Here is a 23,965-nt window from a genome sequence, read left to right as displayed (position 1 = left end):
TTTTACCGACTTCACTTCTCTATATCTCTTCCTGCAAGCCGATTATGATAAAGCGTAAGCCGTTTGTTTTGCCGATAAGACTTTAGAAAACGGTATACATACGTCGGATTGTTATAGGCATACCTCTTCCATAATCGCTTCGGTTCACAGATCAGACGGTACAGCCACTCCAGCCCCAGCTTTTGTATCGCTAGTGGCGGTCTACGAACCTTTCCAGTGATATAGTCAAAGGCCGCCCCTACTCCAATCATCACGCCACGGATGCGGTCTTTGTTTCGATACATCCATATTTCCTGCTTCGGGCAGCCTAAGCTGACAAATATGATATGCGCGCCGGACGCATTGATTTCATCAATGATCCGCTCCTCCTCATCTGGGTGAAGCTCACGAAATGGTGGTGAAAAGCTGCCCGCGATGCGGATTCCGGGGTAATCCTGTCCTACTCTTTCTTTTAAGCTATCCAGCGTATCTGGCGTACTGCCGTAAAAATATATACTTACCTTCGTCTGTGGCGCACGTTCGCACAACTTGAGCATCAGACTGGGACCATCTACCCGATCCTGACGCTCAAATCCGTACAGCTTAAGCGCCCATACCAACGGCATACCGTCCGGAGTACACAAATCGGCTTGAGTGAGCGCTTCGTGGAACTCGGAATGATTCCCGGCTGTGACAATGGAATGCGTGTTGCAAATACAAACATAGCCGTCCTTTCGTTCGACTGCCCATTGTTCCAGCATGTGTACCGTCTCCTGAAACGTAAGTGCTGCAATATCTGCATCCGCAATCCTTCCGACTCTATATTGGGGCAGCTGTTTCATAATCACGCTCCTCCATCGCCTCGCTATATATCGCCATCAGCTGCTTTACATTCACTTCTTCCGTATAGCGTGCAGCATAATTTTCCGACACCTTCTGTCTCATAGCTGCATAGTTTTCATAGGCTACTGCACAGCGAATCACAGTCTTTATATTTTCCAAATCATCATGTTGAAAATGGAAACCCGTCACCCCGTCCTCCACGACTTCCTCCAGTGCGCCGAGCCGGCTGCATAATACCGGGGTTCCAACAGAAAAAGACTCTACAATGGTCATGGGAAATCCTTCATACCAAATGGAAGGTACCATGACATACATAGCCCGGCTCATGCAGTCCAGTACCGTGTCTCCATCCTGCTTACCGAGAAACCGAACATCTTCCCGCGGATAAGCAGCGGCCAATTCAGCCTTTTCCGGACCATCCCCAATGATGACCAGTCTAAATCCCCCCCGATCTTCCAACTGTGACCAGGCTTGCAGCAGATTGCGAACCCCTTTTTCAGCAGAAATCCGCCCCACGAACAACAAATAACGATCATTCGGGTCATACTGGGTTTTCACTGTTTTATGATGGATAAAATTCGGCTTTACCGCGATACGATCCAGCGGAATACCGCTTTCGGCAAATTTGTCCCGTGCAAACTCCGTTAGCGCAATATAGCGACTTACCTTGTGCTGCCATGTGCCGATCAGATCGTTGAACTTAATCATCGCCGCCACCGGAATCGTCTGAAGCTGTGAACCTCGATAGCATCCATGACGGATGGAGTGCAGCAGCGTGCCGTGCAGGCATTTTTCACAAACCTTATTCCCTCGCATAAAGGTTGCCGCCGGACAAATCAGCCTGTAATTATGCAGTGTCTGGACAACCGGAATCCCCAGCCGTTCACAAGCATGATAGACCGAAGGAGATATAACTGGGAAAAAATTATGCACATGCACCACATCCGGCTTCACCTGTAAAAGCAGCTTCTTAATTCTTTTGAATTCCGGCAGGGACCATGCCGCCTCTACTGCCAGCTTTGCCATGTTCGCTAGCCCTCTGCTTTGAATGCTGTCGTTGTGCACATAGTAATGCTCTGTCTCTATTCCTCTGGAACGCAGCATAGCCGATTCTTGCTCGACAACCTTGTCTTCTCCCCCGCTTTGCTGATAAAAGTTATGGATGATCAGCACCTTGCTTACAGAAGGGTTCATCTGTCTGCTGACCTGTTGGCTCACGTGGCTGCCCCTCTTTCCTGCGTTGATTGCATAACGTGGTTAGAATTCCCGGGCTTGATCCCTTGATGGCTTACTATTTCATCCGCAATGCGATCCCACGACATACGCTCGACCGTAAGGAAGGCCTTCTCCGCCATACTTCGTCTCAGCTCAGCATTATCCAGCAAAGCGACTATCCGACCAGACCATTCCTCTTCTGAAAAGCTTCTCAGCATGACTCCGCTCACTCCGTCCTCAATCAAGGTAATCGAGCCCCCGTTTACCGAAGAGATAATCGGGACGCGAAACAGCATGCTTTCCAGCAGCACCATACCAAAAATATCGTATTGGGTCGGAAACAGCATCACATCCGCCGCTCCATAAACCTGCCACAGATGACGTTGCTCCACTCTTGAAAAATGTATAATACTGTCCGTTATTCCCAGTTCATGAGCATATGTCCAATAGCGGTCTGTGTCCGTCTTCCGTCCATTCCCCACCATTAACAAAAGGCAGCTAGGATGCTTTTGGAGTACCCTTTTGAACGTACTCAGCATAAAACGTATATTTCTCCGTTCCTCCAGTACACCAACATACAGTAGCACCGGACGATCTCCGATTCGACGCAGCTCATTCGCGACCTCACGGTTTTCCTCACGTTCTCCGCTTATGTCTTCACTGTTGTTACTGGTGTCACTGTCGAATGCTCTCTCTACTTTACTGCGATCCAGTCCGACTCCAATCGTAACCACGTTGTCAAAACCTTTATTCTCCAAATAGCACTTGGCAAGATCGGATTTGACATAGGTACGGCGTAGAGATTTTGCTACCTTCGGCAGCAGCATAATATCGTACAGTTTGCGGATCAGCGCGTGCGTGTTATCCCGGTATGGGCCGTGATACAACGCCAGCTTATCAGGGCATTTGCGGGAAAGCAGATAGGTCATGATCTGGTTGTATTCTGTAGTAATGACCAGACCATAAGCATCCAGAAAAGAATCTTTGAGAACATCTCTGTAGATGCTGTTGCTTAAGAACTTAAACCCGTGGAGCCAGATAATACGCAGGGTGCATCCTTCGTGACGGTAGACCTGTTCCAGATGGGTTTCCTTACGATCGTTGTAGTAAACAATATCGCAATCGTAGCCTTTTCGAACGAGTGCTTTGCCCAAACCGACTTCCTGTAAATTGTATGAGTCCCCGTTCACCTTGCTAGCAAAATTGCGGAGATACAATATTTTTTGAATCATCATCAGGGCTCCTGCCATTTCATATTGGGTGAGTTATGGAGCACGGAGGGTTCAGAGAACGCTGCGCGTTCCATTTGATCTTCCGATCGCTGTTGCAGTGGGATTCCTGGATATATAAAACACTCCGAGGTAAGAATCCCACTGCAAAGGCGAACGCTAGCGCTTCTTCAGATTCAAATGGACCGCTCCGCTGCTGACCGCCGGGTCCATAAAGTCACCCCATTTTAAAAAAGGGAATGCTGGGCATGAAGTGCCTTCGCTGCGCGGATACGCGAGCACGGATGCATGCAGAGCGTTGACTTCGTCAAACGCTTGTGAACTTGGCACGGTTATGGCACGCTCACAAACAAGCATGGCTATACTACCGCTAGGCTGACCACGAGACCTTAACGATGGCTAGATTGTTGCCTGCCAAAAGATTGCTATCCACCAAACACTGTCACTTTGACAGAGAACGGTACAGAGCATTAATTATGCCGAGATGCGTACCAGGCGAGAAGTTCGCGGCGATAGGGCGAAGCTATCGCCAGGCGGCTTTTACCTTCCCCACCCAATAGGCTGGGGGAAATTCTTTTTGGCGGCGGTGGGTAGCGGAGGGTAAGGATTTGAATCTGGAGAAGCGTCAGCGTTCGCCTTTGACGAGGGATTCCGCCTTCTTACAGGGCCTATTCAATCCAGGGAATCTCTCGTCAACAGCGATCGGAAGATCAAACCCGTCCCGAAGCGGCCTTCCATCCACAATAGTTGCTCCAGGATCAAACCCGCCCCGAAGCGGCCTCTCCCCTCCAAACCGAATGCTCACGCTGCCTTTCCTCCATCATCTGCATATTAAAATGGTCTGCCCCTTTGAGCTGGGCAGCTGCCATATCCGCCACTAAAGTCACACTCGATTCCATCGGCACAAAGCGGTATTTGTAGGCCGTAAGCCGATGATCGGTTTCGTGAAATAAAATATCCTGAGCGTAATTCCCCCATCGGTCCTTGGGCATCAAATCAATGGTCATGCCAGCATGCGCAGAGGGCAGCAGCATATTAGAGCCGTGGATGCCGATCACTAATCGGCTGGCTGCGTATACCTCGCAGACCCGCAGCTCACTTTCCCGGTCAAAGCGTGTGACACGCTCATCAGAAATCCATGCCGGGAAGCTCCCGGTACGCCCAAGTCCAGCGACTGTAAAACGATGATCTGGGAAGCTTTCTCTCAGCCTGCGGAACAGTCGTATGATTTTACTGCGCTGATGATAAATTAGCGGTTTTAGCCCACGCTTGAGCTGCGGAAATTTCTGTACCGCTCTTGCGATATGATAGCTGCCGCTCCACAAGCGATCTTCCCTCCATACGAAGGTAATGCGTGGCTCCGACTCACGCCTCTCGTCATAGCGGGAGACACCTGTAAACTGCTCAATATCAAACTGATTGGGATGTGAATATGCCGGGCTGACATACACCTCATCAAAACGCATCAGTTCCTCAATCATCCGATGATGTAGCACAGGATAAAAGTTTCGTGCCCTGCTGAACGGCACATCAACCGTCCAAATTTCAGACACATATGCTGGCACCATCCATTCCAGCGACTTTTGCACAATGACGATGATGCCCAGGTCCGGCGATTGCTCGTATTCGCGTTGCACATTGAGCAGCTTGAGCAAAGCATGGCCATACAAATAATCCATTGTGTTGATGATAATCACACGTGTAGAAGCTTTCATTTTATGCACAGTCATGCCGACTGCTAAGTCATAGGAAGGATTCATCAACGATTGCCGCAAAGGCTCTCCGAGCCATTTTCTCGACTTCGCATCACCTGTCAGAATATAGTCAGGCATTTCTACACGATAAGGTGAATACGTGGCATGACCGACCCTCATGTCCTCGAGATATTCGCGTCCGCACCCCTCACACGCAGTGCTGACACATACATGGATTCCCTGCCACAGCACCTCTCCACCACGTACCTTACTTCCACAATGCGGGCACTGTTCCTCATGCCGAACAAACGGTTTAATGGGTATCATGATTGTTCTCTCCAACTTTCGGTACTGTAATATGAACACGCCAGAAGGTCAGGATGGACTTCATCATCCAACCCAAATTAGATTTAACTTCCTTAAATAGCAAATCTAATAGAAATACAGATATCGTAAAGGACAAGATCGTCGCCACTAACGACCCTCGGACACCAAGCAACGGGATTAGCGCGTAATTGAAAGCGATATTCGTAACCGCACCCACCACCGAGGTCAGCAGCGTGTATCTGAACAAATTTTCATTGGTAATAAACAAGCTTTTAGCAACACTGAAGTTAGTGAAAAACAGACGAATCGCAAACAGAGACAACAGCGAACCTGCTTCGGTAAATTCTTTCCCATACAGCACAACCACTACCCATTGGGATAGAAAAAATAAAGGTACCGAGGTCACAAGAAAGCATATAAACATCAGGCGATACACCGTAGACAATGTCTGTCTGTATTCGTCGCTTCCTTTCTGCTTGGAGCGGGTTACTACTGGAGCATAGGCCGTTGTCAGAACAACCGGAATGAAGCCCAGCACTTCGATGAGTCGGAGTGCAACGGAGTATTGCCCAACCGCAGCGTTCCCCAGCAGTTCACCGATAATGACTTGATCGATCCGTGCCTGTACATATACAGCGGAAGATGACAGTATAAGCGGCCAGCTGTGATTCATGATTCGCCGAGCTGTGGCTAAGCGGAACGTCCATCGCTTCACACGTCGTCCTTCCTTACGGAAGAAATACAGCAGCAGCAGGCTCCCCAATAGAAACTCTCCATGAGCACACAACGCCACCACCCATATCGGAACACCGGACAACAACAGAATGATTTTGATGGTGGAGCCGAGAACAAAGGCGGTATTCTTGGCAACGACCGTGTATTTGGACAGCATCTGCGCACGAAACCAGTAGTCGATGATATCAAACAATTGAAATACCGAGGCCGTAGCCAAGATCAGATTGATCAACCGCACCGAACTGTCTTCCGGTCTGAGCAGTGAAATGAAAGAATAGGACAGTACAATGGCCATCAAAGTACCTACCAATTTCAGCAGAACCGCCGTACCCAATAGCTCATGCTCATCCTTAGGGTCTTTGACAAGATCGCGTACTAATATAGAATCAAAGCCAAGGGTCGTGAAAATCAGAAACATCCCGAAAAAGGATTCCGCATAATTCCACTTTCCCAGTTCCTCTGGTCCCAACACTCTCGCCATGATGATGCTGACTGCCAGGCCGAACACCATGCGAATCATTTTGTCACCGAACAGCCATGATGTATTCACCAGCAAACTTCTGCGCGGTTTGGCGCGTTTTTCGACTAATGTCATAGGTTTTACTCCATCTTGAAAAATGACCTTGCGTACAGCGAAGAGACCCCCGCCCAGGCGGATGGCCTCTCCATCTCTTACACGACGACAGAAGCTTCAACTGCAGCCTGCCTTTTTACCCGCTCCAAGTCTGTATCCACCATCATATGAATGAGCTGCTCGAAGCCTACTTCCAATCGCCAGCCCAGCTTTTCTTTCGCCTTGGCACAATCGCCGAGCAATAGATCTACCTCTGCCGGACGGACAAATTGAGGATCGATCACGACGTAATCCTCATAATTTAGGCCTACATGGGAAAAGGCAATTTGCAGCAGTTCACGCACAGAATGCATTTCTCCCGTGGAAATGACGTAATCATCCGGTTGATCCTGCTGAAGCATCAGCCACATCGCCTTTACATAATCCCCTGCAAAACCCCAGTCTCGCAGTGAATCCAAATTTCCCATGCGCAGCTCCTGCTGCAACCCCAACTTGATGCGAGCTACCGCATCCGACACCTTACGCGTTACAAATTCCAGTCCTCGGCGTGGGGATTCGTGATTGAACAAAATGCCAGAGCAAGCAAACATATTAAAGCTTTCGCGATAGTTCACTGTAATCCAATGGCCGTATACTTTGGCGACACCGTAGGGACTACGTGGGTAAAACGGAGTCGTTTCTGTCTGCGGTGTCTCCAGCACCTTACCGAACATCTCGCTGCTTGACGCCTGATAAAAGCGCGCTTCCGGTTTGGCAATTCGAACCGCCTCCAGCATATTGGTGACAGACAGCGCTGTAATCTGACCTGTAGCCAACGGCTGCGGCCATGAGGCCGCTACGAAGGATTGAGCAGCCAAGTTGTAGACCTCATCCGGGTCGGACTGACGGACGGCTTCGATCAATGAAGCCAGATCGGTCATATCACCGGAAAGCCAGTGGATGTCATTCTGGATATGCGCTACATTTTCAAAGTTCGGTGTGCTGGTTCGTCTGCGCACCCCGTACACCTCATAATCCTTGGACAGCAGCAACTCAGCCAGATAGGACCCGTCTTGTCCGGTAATCCCTGTGATCAGCGCTTTTTTCATTCCCATTCCCCCACCGTTTTTTTATTGTTCAACCAGATCCAGACCTTGAAATGCCTGATACACAGACTTTAATCCCTCTTCTAGTGAAATACGCGCCGACCAACCCAGCTCGGAAATTCGGGATACATCTACCAACTTACGCGGCGTTCCATCAGGAGCGGAGGTGTTAAAGGTAATTTCTCCCTCATAGTCGACTACATTCTTCACTCGTTCAGCCAGCTCACGAATAGAGATATCCTCACCTACGCCGATATTTACAATTTCATTTCCCTCATAATTGTTCATCAGGAACAGACAGGCTTCAGCCAAATCATCAGAATGAAGAAATTCTCGCCGCGGCGTACCTGAGCCCCATACTTCGACAGTCGGAGATTGATTCAGCTTGGCTTCATGAAACTTGCGGATGAGCGCAGGCAGCACATGAGAGGTCTGGAGATCAAAGTTGTCGCCCGGACCGTATAAATTCGTCGGCATCACAGAAATAAACCGGGTTCCATACTGACGGTTGTAAGACTGACACATTTTAATCCCGGCAATTTTAGCAATTGCATAGGCCTCATTAGTAGGCTCCAGTTCACCTGTAAGCAGATATTCTTCCCGCAACGGCTGCGGAGCAAATTTAGGATAGATACAAGTAGAGCCGAGGAATAACAGCTTGCCTACATTCGCCCGGTATGCCGCATCAATCACATTCGTTTGTATAAGCAGATTGTCACGGATAAAATCAGCCGGATATTCGTTATTCGCCAAAATCCCACCAACCTTGGCCGCTGCCAGAAATACATAATCCACAGGCTCTGTTTCAAAAAAATGATCTACTGCCTCTTTATTGCGTAGATCCAGCTCACGGCTTGTGCGAGTAATAATATGACGGTAACCCGCATCCTGAAGCGCTCGGACAATAGCGGAACCCACCAGTCCGTTATGCCCTGCTACATATATGTTGGAATGAAGATCCATACTTACCCCCTACCTTCTTCGTGAAAATGAAAGACTTTAATACGCATCCTTGGAGCCTAGCAGCACACGAAATGTTTTCAGCATAATGATCATATCTGTGCGGAAACTGCGTCTGGATATGTACTCCAAATCCAGTTCTACCATCTGGTTAAAGCTTAGATGATTACGACCGCTGATCTGCCATAGACCAGTGCAGCCCGGTGTAACCGTCAGACGCAGCTTATCTCTCACTGTGTAATCATGGACTTCTCTTGGCAATGGGGGTCTGGGTCCTACCAGACTCATCTGCCCACGTAGTACATTGAACAGTTGTGGCAGCTCGTCGATGCTCGTTCTGCGAAGAAAGCGACCCACACGGGTAATTCGGGGATCGTCCCGCATTTTAAACATCGCACCCTCAATTTCATTTTCCACCAGCAGTGCAGACAATCTGGCTTCGGCATCAGACACCATAGAACGAAATTTGATCATGCGAAACGGCCGCTCGTTTTTTCCAATACGTACTTGATAAAATATTGCACTGCCTTTTGGGTCCTCCAGCTTAATCAGCAAAATGACAAGCAGAAATACTGGGCATAGCACGATGATTCCAATGAAAGACAATATAATATCCATGCTTCGCTTCACGAACGGGTATACGTTCCATCCTTGCCGCCGTTCAAGCCCATGAGCAACCGAATAAACATCCACTGACGCGCCCAGCACTTCGGCCTCGTTCGAGCGGGAAGAAGACACGTCTCATCACCTCGCTCCTTATTGATAAGTATTATTTATACATTGTTAAAAGAATTTTATATACTATCATTTTCCTCCTTTTTATTCATGTCAGATTGCGTTCCTCCATCCCCCGCTCGGCGCGGGTATTCGAACGCTTCACATTATTAAGTACTACACCCAGAATGCGCGCCTTTACTCTTTCCAAATTCGCTTTTGCTTTCTTGACGATATCCTTTTTGACTTTCCCTGCCTGCACCACCAGAATGACTCCGTCACACATAGCGCTTATAATTAAGCCATCCGGAAAGGACAGCAACGGCGGCGTATCCATTAAGATCACGTCATAATGTTCTTTTAGGTCAACCAGCAGAGCATTCATTCTGCGGGAACTGAGCATCTCGGACGGATTGGGCGGGTTCGGTCCGGCTGTAATTGCATGCAGATGGTCAATCCCGGTTTCCTGAACCACATCCTGCCATGCCTGTTGATTGGCAAGCACCCGTGTCAGCCCCGTGTGATTACGCAAACCAAACATATGGTGCAAAGAGGAACGACGCAGATCCATATCCATAATCAGCACCTTTTTCCCCTCTTGCGCATAGGTTACAGCCAAATTGCTAATCGTGACCGTTCTACCTTCACCCGCCTGAGCGGACGCCACCATCATAACCTCAATCGGCTCGTCTATAGAAGAAAACTGGATGTTAGTACGAAGCATGCGGTACTCCTCCGAAACGGAAGACTGAGCATGTAGGGATGTAACGAGCTGATTATTGATTAATCGCGGCATATTGCCCTTCACCTACCTGTTTAGGAGTTGTAGTGGAGCTGTCGGAGCGTTTATCTTCTTTTTTCATTTTCGTAATCAGGGATAGGGTGGGCAGACCGAGTTCTTTTTCAATATCCTCTTCATTCTTAAATGTATCATCCAGTACCTCCAGCAAAAACGCCAAGCCTATTCCCAACAATAAAGAGGTGGCAAAAGCAATAAATATCTGTATAGCGGGATTACTGTTCACGGGAACTGCTGGATCATTCAGACTGGCTTCGCTTAGGATGGTGACATTGTCCATTTTCATGATAGAGGGGATTTGCCGTTTGAATACTTTGGCTACCGCATTGACGGTTTTCACAGCCTTCGTATACGATAAATCGCGGATTGTTACATCCATGACCTGTGAATCACCTGCGGTGTTCACTCTTAATTTTGACGCCAAAGCTGACGGAGTGACCTTAAGGTCGGGGAAGCTGGCGACCACCTGATCCATAATCGCCGAGGAGATCATAATTTGCTTATAGGAGTTCGTTAAGGCTATATTCGTTTGAACTACACTGTAATCAACGACACCTGCACGATCCGGTCGTGGCGTCTGGTTGATAATGAGCTTTGCGGTAGCTTCGTAAATCTGCGGGGTAAAATATACATTTTTTATGCCCACTACAGTACATACCAGCAATACGATGCTACCAATCAACCACATTCTTTTACGGATCAAACGGATGTACTCTTTCAACTGCACAAGACCAGTCCTCCCTGATTGACTTGTTTTCGATGCAATAACGCTTGTACTGATCCTCTGCATAACGGGGAAAAGAACGATGCATGACCCTCTAATCTATAGTAAAATGTTGTATAATAGCGCATAGAAGGTCCAGCCAGCGAATAAGCACAAAATGCTCAATCATCGGTGGCCTCTTAGGGTATATAAACGAAGACATAAGTGAAAACTATGAAATAAAGATACGTTATGTAACTTACATAACTAATTTATGATACAAAACGTATCTTGTCAAGCGTAAAATTGCTTTTTTACCTTTCTTAACCTTGCCTTCAGGAGGAAAAACAGATGAATTATGGCACCCGCATCGCTGAATTACGAGAACATAAGGGATTAAAACAAGAGGAACTAGCGCAATCCCTCGGAATTACGCGGGCAGCTCTTTCTCACTATGAAAAAAATAGGCGCAAGCCAGATTTTGAGATCCTGACCAAGCTCGCTGATATTTTTGGGGTAACGATTGACTACTTGGTGGGACGTACGAGCCATCCGGCGGCAATATTGGATTCAGATGTGAGGGAATTTGTGGACCAGCTTGAACTGTCCGACGAGGATATTCTGCGACGTTTCAACCTGACCATTGACGGACGCACCTTGTCTGAGGAAGAAGCCAAACGTTTTATTGCATTTGTCCGAATGGAACGAATGATGGAATAAAGAACGCGGCCGACTGCCTTACGTCTCGCTCAAGTAAGACCAGCCGTTGGAATTTACACGCGCTTGTCCTTCCGGTATGTGGTTCCATCAGCGTCGCTTTCTAGCCATTCTGGTATCGTGATACCACATTGGAGCAAGATGTCCCGGATGTCCAAGTGGATGGCAGCTTTGTCTGCTTTCTGTACGTTGTTTCGAAAAAGAGGGTTGTTCACCCCTAATTCTGTCTCCTTGTTCATTCAGCACTAACCTCGCTTTATTATTCTTGGTCACCGGAAAGAGATTTCCCACAAACCATGTATGTATAGTCATGAACAAAACTATTATATATGAATACATACCTGCAATGTTGTCGTCTTATGACGAGAATATAAAAGGATTTTCTTATTTTTTTCTTCATTATACGTAAAGTATTGGCAAATCAGAACGATTTTCCAACAAAAAAGAACCTGTCAGGTCCTATTTTCTCCTGATAGGTTCTTTTTTGTTTTAATTCGAAATGATGTTAGGTATTCGTTATCTAAGGTCCTATATACATTCCGATCTAATATTAAGCGACCTCGGCTGCCTGGGAAACCTGAGTGCCTCCGGTCGCCCGAACTTTGTAGACATAGTGACCTCCGGCTTTTACCGTCCGATCTGTATACGTGCTTCCCGCTACTTGCGAGGCAATCACCTGATAAGCCCCGTCGGTCCCGTCAGCACGCAGCACATCATAGGAAGATACGCCTTCTGCCTGAAGCCAATTAATCTTTACTGCCCCATCCTGAACAGAGGCTGCCTTCACCCCTGTTGGAGCTGAAGCTGCGGTTTGATCTGTACTTTTTAATTCCAAAATATATTGTACCGCTTCACCAGGACCCAGCTTTTCTTCAAAATCAAGGGCAGGAGAAGCCTTGAGTCCTGATATGGAACGTTGTGCCTGACTGTAAGTAGAACCCGCTCCAAAACGTTCACCCGTGTACAAACCGGCTTTCGGCATCGTTACCCGTACACGAACTGTCTGCGTGGTAGCTTCGAAATTCACTAGATTCACCAGCAATTTGTCTGAAGTAGCGCCGCTACCTGCCAGCGGTTTAAGCTTGGACGTATCCACCGCACGAACATACACCATCTTATCCTTGGTATCCTCTGGATTCAGCACTGTATAAGTCAGAGGTTTTCCATGGGTGGCATAGGCTAAGCTCAAGCGTCTCATGATCTTAACGCGGGTGTCCTGTCCTTGCCCGAACGGATAAATTTCTGTGTTGGCCGGGTTATGACTTTGCAGATCGAAGCCTGTTTTAAACAGCGTATAATCTTTATAAAAAGCAGCGTGCTGGATAAACATATCGGCAAACCCAATTTGCGAACGCATAATCCGGTCGAATGCAGCTGCTTGTGGCTGACTAGCCCCGTAATCTGGATTGTCTCGATGCGTATCATTGGTACCGAACTCTGTGTTCAGCATCTTTTTCGCCAGTCCATTGCTCGAACCGCCGAAGGTTTTCAAATTTTGGACGAAGCTGCCCCCGCCCTCTTCATTATACGATTCACCATAGGCGTGTCCATTGGTCAGGTCGGTGACTTCCTCCAGCTGTTTACGTTGCGCCGGGTCCCGTTCCCATCCATCTGGGTCACCGCATTTTTGCGTACCACTGGTTTGATTTTTGCATGCCTTAGTAGAGTACGTTGGCCAGTAGGCCCAGCCCGGTGCTACGGTTTTGAGATGCGGTGCCAATTGCTTGCCTTCTGTATTCAACCACTTGGCCACAGCCAGATTTACCGCCTTGGAGCGATTAAATAATCCAGGTTCATTATCTACTTCATAATATTGAAGATAAGAACCGTATTTTTTTACATAATCGCGCAACTTTTGCTTGGCCGTCTCTGGTAGAGAACCATCTTTTTGCAGCTTAATATCACCTGTATATAAATACAAAGCAGACGATTGCATATTATACTGCTTTAACGTTTGATAGTAATCATCCACGTCTGTACAGGCCTTGCCCACATTACTGGCACAGGTGACCCTCATGACGTTGCCACTATAAGCAATGCCCAGCCACTTGAGAACGTATGGTAAATGCTTAACTGCACCCTGATCATAATAAAATTCTTTATTGTTCACATTTGTTCCGGTCAGTATATATTTACCGTGTACCGGTTCGGTCGCAGGTGAAGCTAACGTCTCCAAGCTCAAGTCATCCCAAGTCCACCACACATTTTTATCTTCTGCAGAGGAGCAGTATAGGCAGCGCGCTGTCTTTAGCTTGAGTACGTTAACACCGCTTTGCAATTGCTCTTTGGGTATATACAGCTCGTAGTTGTTTTTGAAATTATAAGTACTCCCAGTACCGGAAACCCCGGCAATCTGAATAATACCGGACAGCTGATGATTTGAAAATACAGCCATTTGCGGGACTGCTTTGCCCGCATCCAAAATCCGAACACGGAATATCATACCATTGGGAGGAATCTGATTCAACTTATACTGGAGTGTCAGTTCAGGGTTCGTGGACGCATTCAAACCGGGAGGAATATCTCCACTGCTGAGCAATACCGGAACTGTTGTACTCTCTGCTTCCGACAATGCTGACAATGATCCTTTAGCAGACGATTCGGTAGAGGCAGCTGCTGTAGAAATATCGATATTATCCCTACCGACCACACCTTTGAATTCCGCTGAAGAGTCATCCCTCTGACCCAGCTTCCATACTGGACTGGCAGCCGCTACTTTATCCGTCTGCAATTCTGCGCTTTTTGAAGGCGTGTATATAAACCAAGCGATCATCGCTATAGCTACGACCGCTAGTAGTCCAGATAAAACTACTGTATACCTATGGGATAACCATTTTTTTATCATATGATCCACCCTCTCTCCTCAAATTTTTTGACCGGGAAAGAGTATCAATCAAGGAAGAAACAAAGCGTTTCCGGGAATCACCGCTTTCGCTTCATGCTGACTTTCCCACATTAGACGTGCCATCGCATCGCCTTTTTCATCATAGTATTCCACTTTTAAATCTACCAGTTGGCCTGCTTCCAAAGTAATACTACCTTTACGCTCTGTCCAGCTTTGTTTGAACCAGCTGTCAATAACCAACTTGCCGTCTACCCATACACGGATACCGTCATCGGATATCGTTGTGAACGTATAGGTCTCGCTATATTGCGGTTTGATTTTACCCGTCCAGCGAACCGAGAACTGATCGGCATTCACCTTTGGATCAGCTGCATTGGCACGCCAGTTGTAGTCCAGCTTGCTATCTGTACGGATCAAAGCAGGACTTCCGCTCAAATTCATATTGTTAAAATATTCGCCCTGCAGCCCGTTCACATATACCACATCAGGAACGGAAGGAGGAGCCGGAGTCGGAGCCGGGATAGGCTCACTTTGCCCCTCGTCCGGTAAGGTCGGTACGTCTGTCCCAGGTTGTTCGATTGCTGCCAGCCCATTTTTCACATCATCCCGCGTCAAACTCTTCGAATCATTCATATAATCCTGAATTTGATTTGTTGTGTTATTCTCAGTCAGCATCTTGCCCCAAGTCATGGAATATACCCATTTAGGTTGAGCCTGCAATACCTCAGAACTAGGCATCTCACCGTGCTCCCCAATGGCAATCGGCTTATTCCGTGCCAGCCCGAGCAGACCTTCGTAATGACTTTGCTTAAAATCATTGTTGTAAATGTCTACTGCCAAAATGTCCACTTTGTCATCCCCCGGGTATTTTGGGGTATACGGGACAGTATACGAATTGGGCGCATTCGGACTCCATACCCACAGCAGATTGTTCAATTGATGTGTGTTTGTAAAACGGTCATACATGATATTCCATAGCTGATTGAAATTAGTTTTGTTTCCCCACCAGAACCAGTCACCATTCATTTCGTGGTAAGGTCTCCACAAAACCGGAACCCCTGCATCACGAAGCTGCTTTAACGATACAGCGACCTTATCCAGATCGGCAATGAGGAGGTTATACTGCGCAGTACCTGGAGTCACGTATTTGTTGAACTCTGCCTGACTTACTTTCGCCTGTACATTGGCCCAAGTCAGTGGCCTACCTGGTAGCGCTTCATGAAAAGTCATCGTCACAATACCACCGGATCTGTCCCAACGGATAGCACTATCGACGACATTTTTACGTTGTGCTGCTTCCGTAGCGTCAGATTGACCAGAGATAGCTCCCATCTCATAGCCGTGTACACCAACATATGCCTGACTGATTTTTTGGACCTTGTTACTTAATTCATCTGGACTTTCCAAATAATCATGCTGACCGGTGACTATTTTTTTCCCTGAGATGTTGAGTAAATAATTGTATAGTTCACGGGCCTGAGTAGAAGCGTCCGAATTAACAGGTTGTAATGAAGCGGCATTCGCCACCGACAGAGAATCTCCAAAACCGACGGGCAACAATGAAAAAAGCATAACAACGGGGAGTACATGACGTATCAGTCGATACAGAGGAATAAAATTGAATCTCACTTTCGCTCTTCCTTTCGGTAGCCAGGCTGCCATCCTTGTTGGAAGGCCCTTTAGCTTTGCGTACCTGCCTTTCGACAGGGCTGCGTTTATCGTTGGAAGGAGTTTGGATTCCTTCTTACCCTAAGTATCGACTTTTTTTTACCAAAATTTAATAGGTCATGTTCATGAATTTACAGGTTTTCGCCCAATTTCGACAGTTTAGGCTATGAATTTTCATGAATTCGTCTTTTTTCGTTTTTACGAAAATAATTAGGAGATAAATTGGTGACGGGAAATTTCATTCCAATCCATACAAAAGCGGACAATATCCTCTTCAACCAACTCAGAGCCAGTCTGCACCTCAATAAAATCCACATCGGTCACAGCCAAAATGCTATGCTTCGTCCCTTCAGGGATACGTACTACGTCACCAGCCTTCACTTTGTGCAGCTTCTCATTCAAAATAATTTCCGCTTCACCGCTAATAATGGTCCAGATTTCACTTCGTTTGAAGTGAAGCTGGTAGCTGATATTTTTGCCTTTCCGTACGCGGATTCGTTTGGTCAATACCTCGTTACCCTCGTCATACTTGACATAATCCACAACCCGATACTGCCCCCAACGACGTTCTTCATACATTGGACGCTGATCATGAGCCTTGAGCACTTCCTTAATGCGAGGACTTTCTGCCTTATTGGTCACAAGAATGCCATCCGGGCTAGCGGCTACAATCAGATCATTCGTTCCAATGATCGCCACAGGAATGTCTAACTCGTTAATAAGACTCGTATTGACGCAATCCTCTGTTACTACACCTCTGCCCACTTGTTGATTAGACATTTCTTCTGTGAGCGTATTCCAGGTACCCAAATCCTTCCAAAAACCATCATACGGAAGAACTACGATGTCCTTTTCCTTCTCGACTACTTCATAGTCAAAGCTGATTTTTTCCAGAGATGCGTATTGCTTTTGCATTTCTTCATAATTAAGCGGCAACCCCTTGGATGCCAAGATATCCAGCAAATAACTTAATTTGAATGCAAAAACCCCGCAGTTCCATAGAGCATTGCGTTCAATCAGACGCTCCGCCTGCTCCCGGTCGGGTTTCTCTTGAAAATGGCTCACTTCACGGTAGCCTGTGCTACCTTGAGTGGCATCGTTTTTCGGAATAATGTAACCATATTTCTCTGAAGGATAGGAAGGGACAACCCCGATTAAAGCAAGCTTGCCTTCACTCTCCTGAAGCGTATGTTCCAGCTGGGCTACGGAAGCGAAGAAAGCATCCTCAACATAAGGATCTACAGGCAATATGGCTATAATTTCATCAGGTGAAACACCTGCAATGGAATATAGATAAGTCGCTGTCAGCGCAATCGCAGGAAAGGTGTCTCTGCGTTCCGGCTCAACAATAATGCGCGTATTCGGCCCGACCTGACTCTGTATCATTTCGACCTGTGCTCTCCCTGTCGCAATAAACGAGGATTCTGATAATCCGTTGTCTCCCAATTGTCTCCATACCCGCTGTACCATGGATTCCGAAATCCCCTCCGGGCTCTCCAGTACCTTCAAAAATTGTTTGGAACGGGAATCGTTGGACAAAGGCCATAATCTTTTACCGGAACCACCAGACAAAAGTACGAGCTTCATAACTCTCCACTTCCTCTCTATAATGTATGGGTGATCGGATGGGGCAGGGTTGAGTAGTCCGCTACAGGCTGGATTTGATCTTACGATCGCTGTTGGACCGGGATTCATTCGATTGTATAAAATCGTATAAAGGTTTGAATCCCGGTCCAAAGGCGAACACTATCGCTTCTCCAGATTCAAATCCAACCCTTCGCTACTCAAAAAATGCATCATATCGATCATACCTTGTGGTGCAAAAGGCACGACCGGACATTATTAAGTCCGGTCAGCCTGTAAAAATCTCACGCCTTCGGCAACAGCAATGGCGTCTTTGCGTCGCAGGAGCAGCATAGCGTATCCGCATGGTAGTGCTTGCTCCACAGGGGCGGCGCAGCGCCGCTTGATCGGAAGGAGCGGCATCAACCGCGCCGCTCCTTCCGATACGCCCTTCCTACTCCCACCCCATAAGGTGGGGGTTTAAAAACTGTGACTCTATGCTGGAAAAGCAGCGGAGCGGTCCATTTGAATCTGGAGAAGCGCTAGCGTTCGCCTTTGCAGTGGGATTCTTACCTTGGAATGTTTTATATAATCCAAAGAATCCCACTGCAACAGCGATCGGAAGATCGAATGGAACGCGCAGCGCCTCCAACCCGCCACAGTCACTTTTTAATCTGTCACGTTTAAACTTCCACCTTATCCCGATTCCACCCACTCATCCGCGGACGACCCACGGAGTAGTATTCCAGCCCGGAGCCTTGGATCTGTTCCTCACCGAATACGTTACGACCGTCAATGAGAACCGGTTTGTGCAGAATGGAGGCCAGTTGTACGAGATCAACTTTTTTGAACTCTTCCCAATCGGTCAACAGGCACACAGCGTCGCTACCTTCAGCAGCTTGCTGTGGGGACAAGCACCATACAATATTCGGGTGATCCACGCGCTCCTTGAATTTATCCATCGCAATAGGATCATACAGCTTGACAATAGCGCCTGCCTGAATGAGCGTTTCTACGATTTCCAGTGCTGGAGCTTCGCGGATGTCATCTGTATTTGGCTTGAAAGCGAGGCCCCAAATGCCAATGGACACACCGTTCAGTTGACCCAGCGATTCGCGCAGCTTGGATACAATCATAAAGCGCTGGTCGGTATTCACCTCGACCACCGATTTCAACAACTTAAATTCATAGTCTACATTACCTGCAATTTGGATAAGCGCATTTGTGTCTTTTGGAAAGCAAGAGCCACCATACCCGATCCCTGCTTGTAGGAAAGAGGAACCAATCCGTTTGTCCATACCCATACCGTCAGCCACACAGGTTACATCGGCGCCAACCTTTTCGCAAATATTAGCGATTTCGTTAATGAACGAAATTTTAGTTGCCAGAAACGCATTGGACGCGTATTTGATCATTTCAGCACTACGGATATCCGTCACATAGATTTTATCCGTGAAGACCTGATGCAGAGTGACCATGGTTTCACGCAATCCTGTATTGTCCAAACCAATAATGATGCGATCCGGATGAAGCGTATCATTGATGGCTGAGCCTTCTCTCAGGAACTCCGGCGCGGAGACGATATCGAAAGACAAACTCGTGTGACGAGCCAACACGTCCTTAATCTTTTCGTTCGTTCCGACAGGTACAGTACTCTTGGTCATAATAATCTTATACCCGTTCATGGCTTTCCCAACATCAGCGGCCGCCTGTTCAATGTACGACAAATTCGCCTCGCCGTTAGCCAGAGAAGGCGTACCTACCGCCAAAATTACGATATCCGAGCGGCGTACCGCATCGGCCAAATCCGAGGTGAACTCCAACCGGCCCGCTTCCAGATTCAACGCGATCAATTCCTCAATACCCGGTTCATAAATCGGAGATTCTGCCCGGTTCAACATGTCGATTTTGTGCTGCTCCAGATCGACACAAATCACCTCATTACCTTTTTGCGCAAAACATACACCCGAGACGAGTCCAACGTATCCAGTACCGATTACAGCCAGCTTCATTCCGTTCATCCTCCTTTTAGAAAGTTCACATAGGCTTGTTCTACATACTTTTTTAATTGATCCTTGAAGTTTTCTTCATCAAATTTGCGGGCATGGGTAATGATATCGTCCACATTCCATGCATGTTGCTCAACCTTTTCGACGGCCTCCAGCACATCCTCTACTTGATGCTTGCGGAAAAATACGCCGTTCACATGAGGAACAATCGTATCCAGCGCTCCCCCACCCTGAAAAGCGATGACAGGCCGTCCGGCCGCATTCGCCTCCAAAGGCGTAATACCGAAGTCCTCTTCACCCGGAAAAACGAGCGCTCGGCATTCTGCCATCAGCTTGTTAACCTCTTCATCCTCAAGCCTGCCGAGGAACTCAATGTTCGGGGCAGCCATACCTTCGAGTCGTTTACGGTCTGGTCCTTCACCCACAATGCGCAGCTTGAGACCGTTACGTTTGAATGCTTCGATCGCGAGATCGATGCGCTTGTAGGACACCAATCGGGATACGATCAGGTAATAGTCACCGATGTTTGTAGCGCGTTTAAAACGGGATGTATTAATAGGTGGAAAAATCACATCCGAATCCCTTTGGTAATAGTGCAAAATTCTTCGTTTAACAACCGAAGAGTTGGCAACAAACTGGTCTACGTTGCGAGAAGTTTTGGCATCCCATGTTTTCAACCGGTTCATGTACAGCTTGAGCATGTTTTTGAGCAGGTTGGATTTGGACTGCCGGGCCATATATGTATCGTAATCCCAGGCAAACCGCATCGGTGTGTGACAATAACAAATGTGAAACGTATGTTTGGGTACCTGGATGCTTTTCATAAATGCACTGCTGGAGCTTAAAACAATGTCGAAATCCCTAAAATCAAAATCACGTATAGCGATGGGATACAGCGGCAGCACTCCTTTGAAGTTGTCCTTCACCCCTGGGACTTTTTGTAGCCAAGTGGCTCTAATATCCGCATCCTTCAAGTTACGCGACAGGCGGTCGTCGCTGAACACCGTTGTGAAGATAGGAGCCTCCGGATACATATCGTGGAATACCTCTACTACCCTTTCCGCTCCGCCCATTTGGATTAAGTAATCGTGTGCTATCGCTATTTTCATCTGAATCATCCTTTAACGCGAATGTCGGTCAGACTCCTGCCAACAAACCCTTATAGTAATGAACTATATCCTTAACTGTGTTCTCGATGACAAAATGCTTTTTGACCCGTTCCATCCCTCTCTCACCCATCTGCTGACGTTCTTGTGGATGCTCCAACATCCAGCGGATGGCTTCTTCCAGCTTAGCCGGATCACCCGGTTCAATAAGCAGCCCGGTTTCATGGGGTACCACCGTTTCCTTGGGTCCACCCTCATTGGAAGCAATCACTGGGAGACCCGCAGCCATGCCTTCAATAATGACCTGACCGAATGGTTCTGGTGTAATAGAGGTATGAATCAGCAAATCACAACGCTGCATCAGGCCTTGAATGTCATCGACGTGTCCCAGCAGATTGACGTTAGCCAACCCGTATTCGCGCATCGTGGACTCTAATCGTTGCTTGTATTCCTCTTCTCCGAACAACGCATCTCCAGCCAGCCAGAATTTCACGCGCTGATCCGGTAAAAAGGAGCGTGCCGCTTCCAGTAAAATATGCTGTCCCTTCCATTCCGCCAATCTGCCGACCAATACGACGTTAAACGAGTCATCACCACGTGAATCCGCAGCCGTGTCACGTGCTGTAATTGCTTTGGCAAAAGCAGAGTAAACGACGAGCGTCTTTTTGTCCGGGGGTAACTCCAACGCACTCAGCGTGGATTTGGAATTTGCAATCACTCCGTTGGGCAAAAAGCGGGACATCAGCCGAATCCCTTTGGCCACAATCGGCTTCAGATACGGCGGACCGATGTGGTCACGGATATGCCAGATCAAGGGCAGCTTCGCCGATTTGGCGGCTACTGTACCATACAGTGCAGACTTGAGCGAGTTCGTGTGAACGCACACGACCTTTTCCTCACGCAGCAAGGGCGCAAGTTTTCTACCGTAAGCCAGCAAACGAAAAGCTGCTGCAGGCGCACCTAGATTCACGGCATTCCGTCCCCGATTGCGAATCGAATCGTCCAATGGAACGATGCGCACATCAATATCACGCTGCCGAAGCCGATCTGCTAAATCGCCCTCCTCTGCCAAAATAACGAGCGGGTCGATATGTTCCCCGATATTCGTCAGTATGTTATACAAAGCGACTTCGCCGCCGCTCCATCTTGCCGTATGGTCAATATAAGCTACTCTCATCATTTCGCCGCCGCCTTTCTATCAAGGACCTGTCGGAACACCTCTTCCACCTGCTCCGCTACATGTCCCCATGTATATCTGCTCAGGACATGGTCCCGGCATTCCCTTGCATTCGGTAGAAGTTCACGATGATCCAGCACACGCAGCAACCCTTCAGCAATGGCTTCACTATCCGTTCCCTTGAACAAAAGCTCGGGACGGAATCCTCTTAAAATCTCCTTATTGCCACCCACAGGAGTCGCCAGCACCGGCAGTCCCGAGGCCATCGCCTCCACTGTGATCAGACCGAAACCTTCCAGTGCCTGTGTAGGTACAACGAACAAATTCGATGCTTGGTGGTACAGTGGAAGCTCCTCATCTGACACATAACCGAGCAGCCTTACATGGTTATGAAGATTGTATTCCGCCACCTTGGAAGCCAATTCCTCCATCAAGGGGCCCTTCCCTCCAATCAGCAACACATGATCAGGATGACGCTCGGTTACTCGTCGCCATGCTTCCAGTAGCTGTAGCAGTCCCATTCGATTAACAAGACGACGAACGGTGAGCACAATCGTCGCATTTTGCGGCAAATTCAGGCGCTTCCGCACCGCTTCTTGATCCTCTGCCGGGTGGAACCTTTCTACATTCGCCGCACCAGGAATAACATGAATTTTGCTGAGTGGAACCTTATAGTGCTCATGCAAAATATCCCGAAAGGTTTCGCTTAGCACTATAAATTTATCCGCCAATCCGTAGGCCTTCATTTCAATGGATTTAGCCAACGTCGTTTTTAGCAAATGCTTGATGCCCTGTCCTTCAATCTTCATTTCCTCCGTCCACGGTCCGTGAAAGGTGGTAACTACCGGAATTCCTCTTTTTTTCGCCTCCAGCGCCGGTCCGACACCATAGGGAGCAAAATGGGAATACAGTACATCCGTCGGTTGCTTGTCAAACAGCTCTGCTGCATATTTTTGCATTAGCTCTCGACGCTTCCACATGGATTGCTGCTTGCTGCCAATCGAATGAATCCGAATACGGTCGGGCGCCTGCGGCTGCTCGTCACTACAGATTAGAGCATCCAGCGTATTGCGCTCTAACGTAAGCTGCTCACAGATGGATTTGAAATATGTGTTGAGGCCTCCTGGCTGCAAGGACGGCCAGCTAAGCCCCGTTGCCGCAATACGAAATCCGTTATTGTACGACATAGCTGGTTTCTCCTTTCTGCTCGGTATGTCCGTCATCCACGATTTCTATCTTTTTTCGCCGCTTGGTTAGCTCATAATGCTTGAAGCAGACGAGAAACTCATACATCACCCAGAATACTGCTACGGCAAAACCCGCCAATCCCTTGCGGTATAAGCCTTGGACAAAATACTTCTGCACAAAGCGGGCAGGAGGCCGCCACAACAGTCTGGTAATCCGAAAGGATCTTCCTTTGTTAAATGCCGTCTCTGCTTCCAGATCTGTATATTTGTTAAAACGGGTCATATGATCACTGATGCTGCGGAAGCCGTAGTGCCATAACACGCCCTCCAGATTGACAATCTGGGAAGAGGCTACATCCGGCATTTCATGAACAAGACTATTCGTAATGCCATAAATACGCCGATTGTACAAACGAACCAGGTATTCGCCTTTGTTCATCCATTTGCCGAGAAAATCTCCAATCCGGAATACGGAATATGCTTTGGCCGGATCGTGGAGCGTTTCCTTTACTTTCAACAAGTCTCCAAGCAACTCTGCATCCACTACTTCGTCCGTATCAATCAGGAATATCCAATCAAATTCCGCTTTTTCAACACCAAACATGCGCTGTTTGGCATAACCGGGCCACGGGTTGGAAAACACCCGACAGCCCAAGGATTCAGCTACCTGAATCGTATTGTCCTTGCTCCCTCCGTCAATGACGACGATATCGTCCGCAAAGGGCTTGCAGGATTTAATGGCGGCTGTGATTCGAGTGCCATCATCCTGAGCGATAATAACTACGGATATCCGGTTGTCCGCGGGAACGCTAGACATGTGGTTCATTAGCGGGTGC

Annotated in this window: 22 protein-coding genes and 1 riboswitch; of the genes, 1 reads left to right on the top strand and 21 read right to left on the bottom strand. The window is 47.8% G+C overall.

Features of this window, described 5'->3' with window-relative positions; all coding sequences use genetic code 11:
- Positions 1-11: 11 nt before the first annotated feature.
- The 11 genes from NSQ58_RS19995 to NSQ58_RS19945 all read right to left on the bottom strand — a co-directional run bounded on the left by NSQ58_RS19995 (position 12) and on the right by NSQ58_RS19945 (position 10,881).
- Positions 12-821 (bottom strand): WecB/TagA/CpsF family glycosyltransferase, encoded by an 810-nt coding sequence (locus NSQ58_RS19995; RefSeq protein ID WP_053324858.1) that lies wholly within the window; start codon positions 819-821, stop codon positions 12-14.
- Complete coding sequence (locus NSQ58_RS19990) at positions 799-2,040, bottom strand: glycosyltransferase family 4 protein (protein ID WP_341058098.1); 1,242 nt, start codon at positions 2,038-2,040, stop codon at positions 799-801. The genes NSQ58_RS19995 and NSQ58_RS19990 overlap by 23 nt, the downstream gene beginning before the upstream one ends.
- Complete coding sequence (locus NSQ58_RS19985) at positions 2,037-3,269, bottom strand: glycosyltransferase family 4 protein (RefSeq protein WP_341058552.1); 1,233 nt, start codon at positions 3,267-3,269, stop codon at positions 2,037-2,039. The genes NSQ58_RS19990 and NSQ58_RS19985 overlap by 4 nt, the downstream gene beginning before the upstream one ends.
- A gap of 156 nt (positions 3,270-3,425) precedes the next feature.
- Positions 3,426-3,596, bottom strand: a complete 171-nt coding sequence (locus NSQ58_RS19980) for a hypothetical protein (protein ID WP_155766932.1) — start codon at positions 3,594-3,596, stop codon at positions 3,426-3,428.
- Between the two features lie 428 nt (positions 3,597-4,024).
- A complete protein-coding gene (locus NSQ58_RS19975) occupies positions 4,025-5,287 on the bottom strand; it encodes a hypothetical protein (protein WP_023987438.1) in 1,263 nt (420 codons plus the stop codon).
- Positions 5,274-6,617 (bottom strand): flippase, encoded by a 1,344-nt coding sequence (locus tag NSQ58_RS19970; RefSeq protein ID WP_028543103.1) that lies wholly within the window; start codon positions 6,615-6,617, stop codon positions 5,274-5,276. The genes NSQ58_RS19975 and NSQ58_RS19970 overlap by 14 nt, the downstream gene beginning before the upstream one ends.
- A 77-nt stretch (positions 6,618-6,694) precedes the next feature.
- Entirely contained in the window at positions 6,695-7,684 is a 990-nt protein-coding gene (gene gmd / locus NSQ58_RS19965) for a GDP-mannose 4,6-dehydratase (protein WP_023987436.1), read from the bottom strand.
- Positions 7,685-7,705: 21 nt separating this feature from the next.
- On the bottom strand, positions 7,706-8,644 hold the full coding sequence (gene fcl, locus NSQ58_RS19960) for a GDP-L-fucose synthase (protein WP_023987435.1): 939 nt from the start codon (positions 8,642-8,644) through the stop codon (positions 7,706-7,708).
- 36 nt (positions 8,645-8,680) lie between these two features.
- Positions 8,681-9,379: a sugar transferase gene (locus tag NSQ58_RS19955; protein WP_023987434.1), complete on the bottom strand. Its 699-nt coding sequence runs from the start codon at positions 9,377-9,379 to the stop codon at positions 8,681-8,683.
- Between the two features lie 85 nt (positions 9,380-9,464).
- Positions 9,465-10,151, bottom strand: coding sequence for a CpsD/CapB family tyrosine-protein kinase (locus NSQ58_RS19950; RefSeq protein WP_023987433.1), 687 nt, complete (start codon positions 10,149-10,151; stop codon positions 9,465-9,467).
- Positions 10,132-10,881, bottom strand: coding sequence for a YveK family protein (locus NSQ58_RS19945; RefSeq protein ID WP_023987432.1), 750 nt, complete (start codon positions 10,879-10,881; stop codon positions 10,132-10,134). Before NSQ58_RS19945 ends, NSQ58_RS19950 begins: the two co-directional genes overlap by 20 nt.
- Positions 10,882-11,208: 327 nt before the next feature.
- Here NSQ58_RS19945 and NSQ58_RS19940 point away from each other — a divergent pair, with 327 nt between their 5' ends.
- The gene (locus NSQ58_RS19940; RefSeq protein WP_023987431.1) at positions 11,209-11,577 is read left to right on the top strand and encodes a helix-turn-helix domain-containing protein; all 369 of its coding nucleotides are present in this window, start codon (positions 11,209-11,211) and stop codon (positions 11,575-11,577) included.
- A gap of 53 nt (positions 11,578-11,630) precedes the next feature.
- On the opposite strand, the gene NSQ58_RS19935 is transcribed toward NSQ58_RS19940, so the two are convergent.
- The 10 genes from NSQ58_RS19935 to NSQ58_RS19890 all read right to left on the bottom strand — a co-directional run bounded on the left by NSQ58_RS19935 (position 11,631) and on the right by NSQ58_RS19890 (position 23,955).
- Positions 11,631-11,813 (bottom strand): hypothetical protein, encoded by a 183-nt coding sequence (locus NSQ58_RS19935; RefSeq protein ID WP_025720481.1) that lies wholly within the window; start codon positions 11,811-11,813, stop codon positions 11,631-11,633.
- 311 nt (positions 11,814-12,124) lie between these two features.
- Positions 12,125-14,419, bottom strand: a complete 2,295-nt coding sequence (locus NSQ58_RS19930) for a hypothetical protein (RefSeq protein WP_076295005.1) — start codon at positions 14,417-14,419, stop codon at positions 12,125-12,127.
- Between the two features lie 48 nt (positions 14,420-14,467).
- Positions 14,468-16,048, bottom strand: a complete 1,581-nt coding sequence (locus NSQ58_RS19925) for a glycosyl hydrolase (RefSeq protein ID WP_341058096.1) — start codon at positions 16,046-16,048, stop codon at positions 14,468-14,470.
- 13 nt (positions 16,049-16,061) lie between these two features.
- Positions 16,062-16,143: riboswitch (cyclic di-GMP riboswitch) on the bottom strand.
- A 154-nt stretch (positions 16,144-16,297) separates the two neighbouring features.
- Positions 16,298-17,674: a sugar phosphate nucleotidyltransferase gene (locus tag NSQ58_RS19920; protein ID WP_013309163.1), complete on the bottom strand. Its 1,377-nt coding sequence runs from the start codon at positions 17,672-17,674 to the stop codon at positions 16,298-16,300.
- A gap of 255 nt (positions 17,675-17,929) precedes the next feature.
- On the bottom strand, positions 17,930-18,076 hold the full coding sequence (locus tag NSQ58_RS19915) for a hypothetical protein (protein WP_155613653.1): 147 nt from the start codon (positions 18,074-18,076) through the stop codon (positions 17,930-17,932).
- 257 nt (positions 18,077-18,333) lie between these two features.
- Entirely contained in the window at positions 18,334-19,662 is a 1,329-nt protein-coding gene (locus tag NSQ58_RS19910) for a UDP-glucose dehydrogenase family protein (protein WP_028543107.1), read from the bottom strand.
- A gap of 5 nt (positions 19,663-19,667) precedes the next feature.
- Positions 19,668-20,768: a glycosyltransferase gene (locus NSQ58_RS19905; RefSeq protein ID WP_023987424.1), complete on the bottom strand. Its 1,101-nt coding sequence runs from the start codon at positions 20,766-20,768 to the stop codon at positions 19,668-19,670.
- A 28-nt stretch (positions 20,769-20,796) separates the two neighbouring features.
- Complete coding sequence (locus NSQ58_RS19900) at positions 20,797-21,945, bottom strand: glycosyltransferase family 4 protein (protein WP_028543108.1); 1,149 nt, start codon at positions 21,943-21,945, stop codon at positions 20,797-20,799.
- Entirely contained in the window at positions 21,942-23,129 is a 1,188-nt protein-coding gene (locus tag NSQ58_RS19895) for a glycosyltransferase family 4 protein (RefSeq protein ID WP_023987422.1), read from the bottom strand. Before NSQ58_RS19895 ends, NSQ58_RS19900 begins: the two co-directional genes overlap by 4 nt.
- Positions 23,116-23,955 (bottom strand): glycosyltransferase family 2 protein, encoded by an 840-nt coding sequence (locus NSQ58_RS19890; RefSeq protein WP_023987421.1) that lies wholly within the window; start codon positions 23,953-23,955, stop codon positions 23,116-23,118. The genes NSQ58_RS19895 and NSQ58_RS19890 overlap by 14 nt, the downstream gene beginning before the upstream one ends.
- Positions 23,956-23,965 lie beyond the last annotated feature (10 nt).

The organism is Paenibacillus sp. FSL M7-0134 (assembly GCF_038007865.1).
In the GTDB taxonomy this organism is placed as follows: domain Bacteria; phylum Bacillota; class Bacilli; order Paenibacillales; family Paenibacillaceae; genus Paenibacillus; species Paenibacillus polymyxa_B.
The sequence above is the reverse complement of the archived record's forward strand: the minus strand, read 5'-3'. Positions and strand labels throughout refer to the sequence as shown.

What these genes read in the sequence shown, in the direction of transcription:
- NSQ58_RS19995 (WP_053324858.1), bottom strand. Translation starts at nt 821, where the DNA reads ATGAAACAGCTGCCCCAATATAGAGTCGGAAGGATTGCGGATGCAGAT.
- NSQ58_RS19985 (WP_341058552.1), bottom strand. Translation starts at nt 3,269, where the DNA reads ATGATTCAAAAAATATTGTATCTCCGCAATTTTGCTAGCAAGGTGAAC.
- NSQ58_RS19975 (WP_023987438.1), bottom strand. Translation starts at nt 5,287, where the DNA reads ATGATACCCATTAAACCGTTTGTTCGGCATGAGGAACAGTGCCCGCAT.
- NSQ58_RS19970 (WP_028543103.1), bottom strand. Translation starts at nt 6,617, where the DNA reads ATGACATTAGTCGAAAAACGCGCCAAACCGCGCAGAAGTTTGCTGGTG.
- gmd (WP_023987436.1), bottom strand. Translation starts at nt 7,684, where the DNA reads ATGAAAAAAGCGCTGATCACAGGGATTACCGGACAAGACGGGTCCTAT.
- fcl (WP_023987435.1), bottom strand. Translation starts at nt 8,644, where the DNA reads ATGGATCTTCATTCCAACATATATGTAGCAGGGCATAACGGACTGGTG.
- NSQ58_RS19950 (WP_023987433.1), bottom strand. Translation starts at nt 10,151, where the DNA reads ATGCCGCGATTAATCAATAATCAGCTCGTTACATCCCTACATGCTCAG.
- NSQ58_RS19940 (WP_023987431.1), top strand. Translation starts at nt 11,209, where the DNA reads ATGAATTATGGCACCCGCATCGCTGAATTACGAGAACATAAGGGATTA.
- NSQ58_RS19935 (WP_025720481.1), bottom strand. Translation starts at nt 11,813, where the DNA reads ATGAACAAGGAGACAGAATTAGGGGTGAACAACCCTCTTTTTCGAAAC.
- NSQ58_RS19930 (WP_076295005.1), bottom strand. Translation starts at nt 14,419, where the DNA reads ATGATAAAAAAATGGTTATCCCATAGGTATACAGTAGTTTTATCTGGA.
- NSQ58_RS19920 (WP_013309163.1), bottom strand. Translation starts at nt 17,674, where the DNA reads ATGAAGCTCGTACTTTTGTCTGGTGGTTCCGGTAAAAGATTATGGCCT.
- NSQ58_RS19910 (WP_028543107.1), bottom strand. Translation starts at nt 19,662, where the DNA reads ATGAAGCTGGCTGTAATCGGTACTGGATACGTTGGACTCGTCTCGGGT.
- NSQ58_RS19905 (WP_023987424.1), bottom strand. Translation starts at nt 20,768, where the DNA reads ATGAAAATAGCGATAGCACACGATTACTTAATCCAAATGGGCGGAGCG.
- NSQ58_RS19900 (WP_028543108.1), bottom strand. Translation starts at nt 21,945, where the DNA reads ATGATGAGAGTAGCTTATATTGACCATACGGCAAGATGGAGCGGCGGC.
- NSQ58_RS19895 (WP_023987422.1), bottom strand. Translation starts at nt 23,129, where the DNA reads ATGTCGTACAATAACGGATTTCGTATTGCGGCAACGGGGCTTAGCTGG.
- NSQ58_RS19890 (WP_023987421.1), bottom strand. Translation starts at nt 23,955, where the DNA reads ATGAACCACATGTCTAGCGTTCCCGCGGACAACCGGATATCCGTAGTT.